12 protein-coding genes are annotated in these 11973 nt (G+C 47.9%); 2 read left to right on the forward strand and 10 right to left on the reverse strand.

The features are described 5' to 3' along the window. Nucleotides 1-57: 57 nt before the first annotated feature. From recA to KVT36_RS07675, 5 genes are all read right to left on the reverse strand, one after another. A complete protein-coding gene (gene recA, locus KVT36_RS07655; protein WP_217602888.1) occupies nt 58-1062 on the reverse strand; it encodes a recombinase RecA in 1005 nt (334 codons plus the stop codon). 214 nt (nt 1063-1276) lie between these two features. Beyond that, on the reverse strand, nt 1277-1969 hold the full coding sequence (locus KVT36_RS07660; protein ID WP_217602889.1) for a hypothetical protein: 693 nt from the start codon (nt 1967-1969) through the stop codon (nt 1277-1279). Nucleotides 1970-2024: 55 nt separating this feature from the next. Further along, nucleotides 2025-3533: an RNA polymerase factor sigma-54 gene (gene rpoN / locus KVT36_RS07665; RefSeq protein WP_217602890.1), complete on the reverse strand. Its 1509-nt coding sequence runs from the start codon at nt 3531-3533 to the stop codon at nt 2025-2027. 50 nt (nt 3534-3583) lie between these two features. Next, nucleotides 3584-4189: a ribonuclease HII gene (locus tag KVT36_RS07670; protein WP_217602891.1), complete on the reverse strand. Its 606-nt coding sequence runs from the start codon at nt 4187-4189 to the stop codon at nt 3584-3586. Between the two features lie 54 nt (nt 4190-4243). Next, nucleotides 4244-4768 carry a hypothetical protein gene (locus tag KVT36_RS07675; RefSeq protein WP_217602892.1) on the reverse strand — a complete coding sequence of 175 codons (525 nt, stop codon included), beginning with the start codon at nt 4766-4768 and terminating at the stop codon, nt 4244-4246. 94 nt (nt 4769-4862) lie between these two features. On the opposite strand from KVT36_RS07675, the gene KVT36_RS07680 reads away from it, so the two are divergent. Further along, nucleotides 4863-7019, forward strand: a complete 2157-nt coding sequence (locus KVT36_RS07680) for a S46 family peptidase (protein WP_217602893.1) — start codon at nt 4863-4865, stop codon at nt 7017-7019. Nucleotides 7020-7190: 171 nt separating this feature from the next. Then, on the forward strand, nt 7191-7553 hold the full coding sequence (locus tag KVT36_RS07685) for an IPT/TIG domain-containing protein (protein WP_217602894.1): 363 nt from the start codon (nt 7191-7193) through the stop codon (nt 7551-7553). Nucleotides 7554-7631: 78 nt separating this feature from the next. Here the strand turns inward: KVT36_RS07685 and KVT36_RS07690 are convergent, their stop codons facing one another. The 5 genes from KVT36_RS07690 to KVT36_RS07710 all read right to left on the reverse strand — a co-directional run. Beyond that, nucleotides 7632-8036 (reverse strand): nuclear transport factor 2 family protein, encoded by a 405-nt coding sequence (locus KVT36_RS07690; RefSeq protein ID WP_217602895.1) that lies wholly within the window; start codon nt 8034-8036, stop codon nt 7632-7634. A gap of 8 nt (nt 8037-8044) precedes the next feature. Then, entirely contained in the window at nt 8045-8551 is a 507-nt protein-coding gene (locus KVT36_RS07695) for an META domain-containing protein (RefSeq protein ID WP_217602896.1), read from the reverse strand. A gap of 195 nt (nt 8552-8746) precedes the next feature. Further along, on the reverse strand, nt 8747-9616 hold the full coding sequence (locus KVT36_RS07700) for a hypothetical protein (RefSeq protein WP_217602897.1): 870 nt from the start codon (nt 9614-9616) through the stop codon (nt 8747-8749). Nucleotides 9617-9675: 59 nt separating this feature from the next. After that, nucleotides 9676-10296 carry an alpha-ketoglutarate-dependent dioxygenase AlkB gene (locus KVT36_RS07705; RefSeq protein ID WP_217602898.1) on the reverse strand — a complete coding sequence of 207 codons (621 nt, stop codon included), beginning with the start codon at nt 10294-10296 and terminating at the stop codon, nt 9676-9678. 174 nt (nt 10297-10470) lie between these two features. After that, nucleotides 10471-11973, reverse strand: a 1503-nt coding sequence (locus tag KVT36_RS07710) for an EF-Tu/IF-2/RF-3 family GTPase (RefSeq protein WP_217602899.1), incomplete at its 5' end; no start/stop codon positions are given.

The raw sequence follows: 11973 nt of genomic DNA on the forward strand, positions 1-11973 counted from the left end.
TAATCTGTTAAAATACCTTAGTTACGAGCTGCTATTAAAGCAATTCACGCTTAAATATTATTGTTGCAATTCTGCAAGTTTGGCTTTGATCTTTACTTCTACTTCGGCGGCAACTTCCGGGTTATCCAGCAGCAGCTGTTTTACAGCATCGCGGCCCTGACCCAGCTTATTACCTTCGTAGCTGAACCAGCTACCGCTTTTCTGTATTACGCCATATTCCACGCCCATGTCAATCAGCTCACCTGCTTTGGAGATCCCTTCCCCGAAAACAATGTCAAATTCTGCCTGACGGAAGGGCGGCGCTACTTTGTTCTTTACCACCTTTACTTTCACGCGGTTACCGATGGCGGTATCTCCATCCTTTATTTGCGTCATACGGCGGATATCCAGGCGCACAGAAGCATAGAACTTCAGGGCGTTACCACCGGTAGTGGTTTCGGGGTTGCCGAACATTACGCCTATTTTTTCACGCAGCTGGTTAATGAATATGCAGCAGCAGTTGGTTTTGGAAATAGTGGCGGTCAGCTTACGCAGGGCCTGGGACATTAAGCGGGCCTGTAAGCCCATTTTGCTTTCGCCCATTTCACCTTCCAGCTCCCCTTTGGGTACCAGGGCTGCCACGGAGTCAATTACCACCACATCTACTGCGCCGGATAAGATCAGGCGGTCCGCAATTTCCAGGGCCTGCTCACCATGGTCCGGCTGGGAGATCAGCAGGGAATCCACATCTACCCCCAGTCTTTGTGCGTAAGAGCTGTCAAATGCGTGTTCCGCATCTATAATGGCGCAGATGCCACCCTTTTTCTGGGCTTCTGCAATAGTATGTATGGCAATGGTTGTTTTACCGGAAGATTCCGGACCGTATATTTCTATGATCCTGCCTTTGGGAAGGCCGCCTATACCCAGGGCAATATCCAGACCCAGGGAGCCGGTAGATATCACCTCCATTGGTACTACACCTTTCTCACCCATCATCATCACTGATCCTTTACCAAAATCTTTCTCGATCTTGTCCATGGTGAGGCGGAGCGCCTTCAATTTTTCTGCATTGGCTGTAGACATATAGTAAGTGTTTTTTTACAAATTTAATGGTGTGCTAAGTTATGATCTAATTTTCAATTTTCCTAAAAAATTTAGCATTTCAAATGAAATACTAAATACAGTAGCAATCGTTTCATTCTCCTCCTCATACTGTCCGCGCTCAATTGCCATACAAAGATGCAATGCCTGCGCGCATTGAATATGCGCAGTGAAAAAATCTGTTTAAAATTGATTTTTACCCGAGAATAGAATAGGCAAGGAATTGTGCAAGGATCCCTACAAAGAAACCGGCATAGATCTCTGCCGGGCTATGGGCGGCCAGCACCAGGCGGGCCGTAGCTACCAGGCCGGCTATAAAAAAGGTGATCACCAGCGGAATGGTAACATTTATATCCATCCCGACCATAATAGCCAGCAAAAAGCCAATAACACCGCCCCAGCCCAGGGTGTGCATACTGATCTTAACAAAGATATTACAGATGAAAGCCGCTATAACGGCCAGGAATATACCCAGGAAAAAGGCATTGAAAAAAGAAGGCGCCACCCCTTCCCGGACAAACGTATAAAAGGCCCAGAAATAATAAATAATGCTGGCTATGTAGGGTATAATACGGTCGCGCTGGGAGCGCAGGTAAAAAGAATCCACAAAATGCAGCGCGCGGGAAAGCAGCACGGTCAGCAACGGAAAGAACAGGCTGATGCTGATCACCCGGAAATACAGCTTATCGTACGGAAAACGTATGCTGTATTGCTTGAACGTAACAAAATATTCCGGTAATGCCTGTACGATGAAAAAGGTAACAAGGGTAGGTATAAATAAGGGATGCAGGATATAGGAGAGCACCTGTGCCACGGCCCGCATGGCTGCCGGGAATACCGGCCATTCGGGTTTGCTTTCACTCACATGCAGGGCAGATTCTTTATTCATTTGATCTATGGTGTATAACTGTAAAAGGTGAAGACTTCTTCACCTTTCACTTGTTTTAAAGTTCTTTTCTTAACCGGGCTACCGGAATATTCAGCTGTTCCCGGTATTTGGCTACGGTACGGCGGGCAATGTTATACCCTTTATCCTGCAGCATTTTAGTAAGGTTCTCGTCGCTCAGCGGTTTGCGCTTGTTTTCCCCTTCAATAAGGTCAGAGAGTATTTTCTTTACCTCGCGGGTTGATACTTCTTCCCCGCTGTCGGTAGATAAGGATTCGCTAAAGAAGAACTTGAGCTTAAAGGTACCAAACTCCGTTTGCACATATTTACTGTTGGCCACCCGGCTTACGGTAGATATATCCAGCTGGGTAATATCTGCAATATCCTTCAGGATCATGGGCTTCATGGTGGTTTCATCCCCGGTCATAAAAAACTCCCGCTGATAATCCATAATGCTTTCCATGGTAGAGAGCAGGGTATGCTGCCGCTGTTTAATGGCATCTATACACCATTTGGCGGCATCTATCTTTTGTTTGATGAACAGTACCGCTTCTTTCTGCCGGCGGTCTTTTTTATCGCCCCGGTCATACTCCTTCAGCATTTCCCGGTAACCTTCGGATATACGCAGGTCCGGTGCGTTCTTGGAGTTCAGTGTAAGCTCCAGCTTGCCATTATTATTGAATATAAAGAAGTCGGGCACCACGTAGCTTTCCGCCTTATTTACCGTGGCATAGTTACCACCGGGTTTGGGGGTAAGGCGTATGATCTGGTTAATGGCTTCTTTCAGCCCTTCATCTGTCAGGTTCAGGCCCTTCTGTATCTTTTCGTAGTGCTTCTTGGTAAATTCGTCAAAGTAGCCTTCCAGGATCTGGTAGGCGGTTTGTACCCCGTCATCGTCCTGCGGTTTGCGTTTCAGCTGCAGCAGCAGGCATTCTTTCAGGTCCGCGCAGCATACACCGGGAGGATCAAATTCCTGGATCTTTTTAATGAGCATTCTTATTTCCTCTTCATCCGTCTGAACGTTCTGGGAAAAGGAAAGATCGTCCACAATAGCGCTTATTTCGCGGCGCAGGTAACCATCATCGTCAATGCTGCCAATGATCTGCTCTGCAATGCCCTGCTGGTGATCGTCCAGCTCCAGCATACCCAGCTGGCTCAGTAAATGTTCGTGAAAAGAGGTTTCCACCCGTACCGGTATGGTCTTATTTTCATCCGGGTCGGGGTAGTTATCATCACGCAGGCGGTAATCTGCTATATCATCATCGCCTTCATTTACATATTCAGAAATATCTATATTGTCGTACTCATTCTCGCTGCCATCCGGCTCAAACTCATCCTCCCCGCCTTCTTCAGCGGTAGCGGCGGGCGCCAGCTCTTCCTGTATCTCCTTTGCAGGATCATCTTCATGACCTTCTTCTTCCCCGTATTCCAGTGCAGGATTTTCCTCCAGCTCCTCCTTGATGCGTTCATCCAGGTTGGCAGTAGGCACCTGCAGCAATTTCATGAGCTGAATTTGCTGGGGTGAAAGTTTTTGTAATAGCTTTTGCTGTTGTGTCTGCTTTAACATAGTCTACTCATCTCCCAAATACAGGGTAAAACAATAATATTATTACTCCATCACAGATCTTCATTTACTTCCAGCTCCTCCGGCAATAACCTGAATGATTTACGGTGGTAGGGAGTTTCACCATGTTCCCGGATGGCTTTACGATGATGCAGGGTTGGATAGCCTTTGTTATCATTCCATCCAAAATGCGGGTACTGTGCATGCAATTGCTGCATATACTCATCGCGGTAGGTTTTAGCCAGTATGGAGGCCGCAGCAATGGAAGCATAAATTCCATCGCCCTGTATAATACATGCGTGCGGTACCTGTCCATAGGGTACAAAGCGGTTTCCATCTACCAGAATAAATCCCGGCTGTTGGGACAATTGTTCCAATGCCAGGTGCATGGCCTTAAAAGAGGCCTGCAGTATGTTGATCCTGTCTATTTCTATATTATCTACACTTGCTACGGCATAAAACTCGGCTTCCTTTTCTATCACATAACGCAGCTGATCACGTTCTGCCGGTTTTAGCTGCTTGGAATCATTCAACAATGGGTGCCTGAAGCGCAAGGGCAGTATTACAGCCGCTGCAAATACAGGCCCCGCAAGGCATCCCCGGCCTGCTTCGTCGCAACCTGCCTCCGGCTGTATATGTTGATGATTAATCAGTAACAAGCGCAAAAATTTGATCCCGGTAAAGTTATAAAACTATTTTATGACGCCGTAATTTTACTGGAACAGGTCCTTAAAGTCCTGTTTAAAATTAGTCCACTCCTTATCTGATTTTTTCAGCAAAGTATCAATTTTAAGCTGGGTACTGTCCCATGTTTCAGCGCTTGCATTTTTCAGGTCATGCAGCTTGCTGTTGATATCATTCCGCAAACCGTTCAGTTTTTTACGCGCCTCGGCACCCCGGCTGGTGCTGTCGCTTTTCAGTGTGGCCATTTTCTCATCAATTTCCTTTTTGCGCTCTTCCAGGTCGTCTGCCGCCTTTTTCTTTTGTTCTTCCAGGTAATCAGCGGCTGCATGGGCTGTTTCCTTTATATCATTCCCTATTTTTTCAATGCCCTCCTTCATTTCCTCCTTCTTTTCCTGCTGGGCGCTGTTTTCCCGGCAGGCCAGCAAGGCTATCAGCATACATCCTATCAGTAACTTATTCATTTTCAGGTTAGTGGTTTTGCGGGCATCCCCCATTTCAACGATATACAAACAGTACAATCCGGCCACCAGGCCGGACAATTTTCCCCTTATCAAAAGGCGTTCCACTTTTTGGAGCAGCCCGCTACGTATATTGTATTATCAAAAAAAAAGGTAGGTTTGAAGCCTGTTTTAAAATTACGGACGTTTTATGAAGAGAGCCTTATTGGTTTTGACCCTGCTGCTGGCCATGCAAAACGCCAGGGCAGATGAGGGGATGTGGCTACCCTATTTACTAGGACAGCAGGTGTACGCGGATATGGTGAAGAAAGGGCTGAAACTGACCAAAGAGCAATTATACAGCATTAATAAAGCCTCCCTGAAAGATGCCATCATTATTTTCGGCGGGGGCTGTACCGGGGAGATAGTAAGCAGCCAGGGGCTTATATTCACCAACCACCACTGCGGGTACGACGCGATTGCCAATGCCAGCTCCATGGCGCATAATTACCTGAAGAACGGGTTTTACGCCCATAACAAAGAGGAAGAGATCCCTGCCGGCAAACTATCCGCACAGTTCCTGGTAAAAGTGGAAGATGTTACCAGGCAGGTGACCGATACCCTGCAAAACCTGGATGGTGAAGAACGGCAGCAACGGCAACAACGCCTGTTCAATAACATTGTAAATGCCGCTACCAGCGGCACCGGCTATGAAGCTAAAGTGGTGCCCATGTTCAAAGGCAACCAGTACCTGCTGTTCATATACCAGCGCTATAAAGATATACGGCTGGTGGCCGCCCCGCCGGAAAGCGTGGGTAAGTATGGCGGCGATACCGACAACTGGGAATGGCCCCGCCATACCGGCGATTTCTCCGTATTCCGCGTGTATACGGATAAAAACGGCGCCCCTGCAGAATATGCGGCCGATAATGTGCCGCTGAAACCTAAGTACTTTTTACCGGTATCCATTAAAGGCGTAAAGGAAAATGATTACGCCATGGTATTCGGTTACCCCGGCGGTACCAACCGCTACGAAACCTCCTACGGCGTACAGCTGAAAACAGCAGTAGAAAATCCGGCTATTGTAGGCCTGCGTGATATACGGCTCAAATATATGTTTGAGCAAATGAAAAAAGACCCGGCCATTAAATTGAAAATGGCAGCTTCCTACGCCGGCATTGCCAATTACTGGAAGTTTTACGACGGGGAAACCAAACAGCTGCTAAAACACCATGTGCTGGAAGATAAGCAGGCAGAGGAAGCAGCCTTCCAGGAATGGGCACACGATAAACCGCAATACCAGAACCTGTTCAGCGACTATGCCAATGCCTACAAAGAGTGGGCGCCTTATACCAAACACCGTATATATATAAACGAAGGCATTTTAGGCTCGCGCCTAACGGCCTTTGCGGCCAGCCTGCAGGGTGTGGAACGATTGCTTACGCAGCCCGACATACAGCCGGAAATGTTACAGAAAAGTTTGCAGGCGGCAGATAAGGCCCGCCATGCTTTCCTGGAAGATGAGGACAAACGCAGCGATCAGCAGATTATGGCCGCAGTATGTCATAAGTTTTACACCGATATTCCGCAGGCACAGCACCCCATTGGGCTTTATGATGCGATAAAAGCAAAATTCGGCAGCCTGGATGATGATAATACCTACCGCATGTGGGCTGCTGCGCTGATGAAGAGCAGCATTATTATGAATGATGATAAGTGGGCGGATTTTATAGCCCACCCGGATGCCGCCACCCTGCAAACAGACCCGGCCTTTGCCTACGCCGGCGCATTCACCAAAAACTACGCTTCCCGCTACCTGCCACTGTATAACCAGTTTATGCTGAAGAACGGCGACCTGGGCCGCCTGTACCTGAAGGGTGTAATGGAAATGCAGCCGGCCAAAAAATGGTACCCGGACGCCAACTTTACCATGCGCCTCACTTACGGACAGGTAAAGCCTTACAGCCCGCGGGATGCTATTAATTACAATTACGTATGCACCATGAAAGGAGTGCTGGAAAAATATAAACCCGGCGATTATGAATTTGATCTGCCGGAAAAATACATGGACCTGTACAAGCAAAAGGATTTCGGCCCCTACAAAGACCAGAAGCGGAATGATATGGTAGTATGCTTTATTACCACCAACGATATTACCGGCGGCAACTCCGGCTCACCGGTGCTGAATGCCAGCGGTGAGCTGATAGGCCTGGCTTTTGACGGCAACTATGAAGCGCTGAGCCATAAGATACAGTTTGACCAGGTATATAACCGCACCATTTGCGTGGACATCCGTTATGTGCTGTGGTGTATTGATAAGCTGGGCGGGGCTTCCAACATTATCAGCGAGCTAAAGCTCATGAAATAAAAAAATAACAGATCCGCTGAAACAAAGGCCCACCGGTTGCGCGGTGGGCCTTTGTTTTGCAGGTAGTAGTACGTATTTAACAAACTTCAGTAATAATACGCATTATCAATTCGTTACATTGCCGTAGCTTTGCATCCGTTTTAGATAACCCCAATAAAAAAATCTGTGATTATGAAAGGTAAAGTAGTGATGCTGGCCCTTATGGCCGCTTGTATGTGCTGGTTGTGCAGCTGCGATGTTAACACCCAGGCCGTTAGTAATATATCCGTTACGGTGATCCCCCATGGCAGCACCAGCACCTTTTTAGCCATTAGTGGCAAGGGTTTTAGCCGCAAAGCGGCTGAAAACAAGGTGATCATTGGCGTTAAAGATGCCAGTGTGGTAAGCGCTACGCCGCAGCGGCTTATTGTAAAAGTGCCCGGCGATGTGCAGGGTAAGCTACCGGTTACTGTACAGGTAAAAGAGCAAACCTCTAACATAGCCTACGTGCAGTATGCTATTGCAGCCACGCTGGCAGAGGCTTTGCGCCCCTGAGTGTATTTAAAATGTAAAAGTAGCATGCAGCTATTGTTAACCCCCAGCATCCGGGCTGCATTTACTTTTACATTTTTTTTATGATGGATCTTTCGCTTGTTTAGAGTTGTTGCCCGGCCCCGCTGCGCCACGGATAGCGCGATAATAGAACTGCTGTTTTACGATCTTCCCATTTTCCCAATGCTGCAGAAAAGCTTCCTTTAAAAACTTCAGGCCTTCTGTTTTATGATAAAAAGTGATCATCATTTCCCCCATCACTATTTGCTGCTCCTCATCCACCACCAGTGTGGGCACGCGTATCACCAGCTGATCTATCTTTTCCAGGCTTTGCTGCTCCAGGCTTAGGAGGCGCTGTTTACCGCGGATGGTTTCTTCATCATTTTCCTGCTGGTAAATGTTATCATCATAGTATTGTTCTATAACGGCAATGGTATTACCCGCTTCCAGTAGCTGTTTATATGCCTGTGCATCTTGCTGTAACATAAGGAGTGTTATTGGCGGTCTGTAGCCACCGGTTTATCTGTCATTCCAAACATCAGCACCACCTTGCCACTGTCATACAGGTTCAGTGTTTGATCTGCAATGTCAAAAGTGTAAGTATGATCGCTGATGAGGCGCAGGAAGCTGCTTTCTCTTTCATTGGCTGCCTGGTCAACACAAGCCATGCGGGTGCTTATTACCTGGTTAAATTTGATCTGCTGGTTATCAGCATCATAATTACCGCCTACCCGGTTACAGCCGCCGTTGCCGGAAAAGCGTTTTTGCGCCGTATCAAATTCCAGCCATATGCCGGATTGCTCCAGGGTGGTGCCATCCAGCTGTATAAGGTTCCATCTTTTTTTCTGAATGAAAGACCAGGGATCCGGTTTATCAGCAGCGGGCGGTGCAGGTGCGGCGGTTACAGTAGTATCCTGTTGCTCTTTCTCCGTGGCGGTTTTGTTATTACAGGTATTTGCTAATAACACTACTGTTGCGGAAAGGATCAGTTTTGTAAGCATACAGACAGGTTTTTGGTGTGGTGGAAGGTACAAAAATTGGTCCACAGTCTGTGGAGCGAGGGTTCATGGTCAATGGTCCATGGACCATTGCCTTTAGCGTGGTAACTGGTTATACGGGGTTTATAGTTTTCCCTATAGTCCGTTCTGTATTATGAACTATAACATAATGCAATGGACCATCGACCATGAACTAACCTACAACTGCTTAATACGCTTCAGCACTTCCACATAATATGCTGTTTTATTAGCCGCGCTGATGGATACGATCTGCACATCATTGGCTTTCAGCATATCCAGCTTAAAGGCAGCGGCCTTTTCAAACTCCGATGGAATGTAGTAGTACAGCTTATTATGCACCGGTATGGTATTACGCTGGAACTTTTGCCGGGCGCGGTAAGTGAGCAGCCACCACAGGTCCGTTTCCACAAAATCCAATGACAGTCCCAGGATATGTATATCCTTTGTAAAGAACAGGTCCAGCCAGGAATAGGTGCTTACCGGGCCATGCTTCAAACGCTGTAACAGCGGCAGCCGTGGCGCCTGCGGGCTGCTGTAGGTAGTGCCGGATACCACGTAGTTACGCATTTGCTGCAGCTGCCCGCCGTAATGTTCAAAACCCAGGTTAATGCTCATGGGGTTTAAACAATCGCCGTGTATATGCCAATACTCTGTATTATGCAGCGTGTACTTGCGGAAAATGCTGAAGGTGCGCTCCTTTATCAGGCTGCTGTGCCGTTCCGGCGTGCTGCCTTCCAGCGTATATTCGTAATTGGTAGTAAGCACATGCGCAGGCTCCAGCTCACGTATACGGGCATGCAGCTCATTGGGGGTAATATCGCCGATCTTTTTGGCAATAAATCCTTTCAGGTCACGCTCCCGGATGTGTGACTGCTGAATGGCAGTAAGGAAGATCTCTTCATACAATAGCGGGAAGGGTTTTTTATCATCCAGCTGTACGCAATTAGTTCCGCAAAAGGTAAGGATCTCCTGCAGCAGGTCTTTCCAGCTCTGCCCCCGGGAAATGTTGTTGATGTCGTTACCGACCAGTAAAATGGGGTGTTGCATAGGAATATGGTTTTGTTACTGATCTGAAGATACGTGTGCGCATTGCAGGGTATTTGCGTTCAGGGATTAATTAAACGAAAGGTAAGATTTATCCGGGACGGAAGTGGCCGCGCCGTTTTGGGTACCTGGTGCTGCCAGTAATGCTGCAGCGTTCCCTTCATCAGCAACAGGGAGCCGTGCTGCAGCTCCAGCTCATATTTCAGGGTATGATCCTGCTTATACCGTAACATAAAACGGCGGGCAGCTCCAAAGTTTACCGATGCAATTACCGGGTTGTCGCCCAGCTCCGGCTCATCATCCGCATGCCAGCCCATGGCATCTTTACCATTACGGTACAGGTTTAACAGCACGCTGTTAAAATGCACGCCGGCCGGCGGCTCTATTTTTTCTTTGATCTGCAGCAGCGCCGGGATCCAGGGCTCCGGTACATAAGTGGTACCGGAAAAGGCATAGGCACTGCCCGCATCCCCGTGCCAGGCCATGAGGCGGGGAAACAGTACGGTTTTGCCATACATTTTCATGGACTCCTGTTTCCAGTGGATACCCTGTGTTAGTTCCTGAAATAAAGTATCTGCTTCCCTGGCAGAAAAAAATTGCGGGTAATATTCCAGCAGCCCGTTTTTCAACGGAACCTGGTGGGAGGATGGCTCCCCCGGGAACATGGGTAGCTGTTGGTTCATGGGGTAAAGGTAGAAAAAAGGGCCATGGTCCGTGGTCCATAGCATAGTGCGCGGTGAAATATCAGCGCCTGAAAGCGGTTCAATGCCTGACGAGGGCTTACCTGGTGATACCTGCAAAATGAAAACGGTCCACAGCCTATAGGCTGTGGACCGTTCACTATCGTCAGTGGGCTATTACCCTACTTCTTCTGTTTTCATTGTTTTCTGAAAGCGCTTACGCTCTTCTTCATCCAGGATGGTTTTACGCATACGGATAATGTTGGGCGTTACTTCTATACACTCATCATGCTGAATGTATTCCATACACTCTTCCAGTGTCATCAGCGTTTTGGGGGCAATGCTGGCAGCACCGTCCGTACCGCTGGCGCGCATGTTGGTAAGCTTTTTACCTTCATTCGGGTTTACTACCAGGTCGCCGGGTTTGTTGTTTTCGCCAATGATCATGCCTTTGTATACTTCCTCTCCCGGATCTACGAAGAAAAAGCCACGGTCCTGTAGTTTATCCAGGGAATAAGCGGTAGTAGAACCGGCTTCCTTGGCAATCAATACACCGTTATTACGGCCGGGGATAGCGCCTTTCCAGGGTTTATAATCGTTAAAGCGGTGCGCCATTACAGCTTCACCTGCAGTAGCGGTCAGCATCTGGGTACGTAAGCCTATCAAACCACGGGAAGGAATTTCAAATTCCAGGTGCTGCATGTCGCCTTTGGTTTCCATGATCAGCATCTCACCTTTACGGCGGGTTACCAGGTCAATTACCTTACTGGCAAACTCCTGCGGAACGTCTACCACCAGGGTTTCATACGGCTCATGCTTTTTACCGTCGATGGTTTTCACAATTACTTTGGGCTGGCCCACAGTAAGCTCATAACCTTCACGGCGCATGGTTTCTATTAATACCCCTAAGTGCAGGATACCGCGGCCAAATACCATAAAGGTATCTGCACTGTCTGTATCCTCAACCCGCAGGGCCAGGTTCTTTTCTGTTTCTTTCATTAAACGGTCGCGCAGGTGGCGGCTGGTTACAAACTTACCATCCTTACCAAAAAGAGGTGAGTTGTTAATACCAAACTGCATGTTCATGGTAGGCTCGTCCACGCTGATCACCGGTAATGCTTCCGGATTTTCAAAATCGGCAATAGTATCGCCAATGTTGAAATCTTCTATACCTACTACGGCACAAATGTCGCCGGGCATTACTTCTGTTACTTTCTTCTTACCCAGGGATTCAAAGATGTACAGCTCACGTACGCGGGTCTTTTTAATACCATCTGCCTGCACCAGTGAAATGGGCTGGTTTTCCTTAATGGTACCGCGGGTTACTTTACCTACGGCAATACGGCCCAGGAAGGAAGAATAATCCAGGGAGGTGATCTGCAGCTGCAGGGTGCCTTCGCCTATTTTAGGTTCCGGAACATATTCCAGGATACCATCCAGCAGCGGGGTAATATCATCAGATTGGGTCAGGGAATTATTAAACCAGCCGTTCTTACCAGAACCGTAGAAGGTGGGAAAGTTCAGCTGCTCTTCCGTTGCATCCAGGTTAAAGAACAGATCAAATACAGTATCGTGTACTTCATCCGGGCGGCAGTTAGGTATATCTACCTTAATAATTACTGCAATGGGTTTCAGGTTCAGTTGCAGGGCTTTTTGCAGCACAAAACGGGTTTGTGGCAT

It is taken from the genome of Chitinophaga sp. GbtcB8, assembly GCF_019091455.1.
Classification (GTDB): Bacteria; Bacteroidota; Bacteroidia; order Chitinophagales; family Chitinophagaceae; genus Chitinophaga.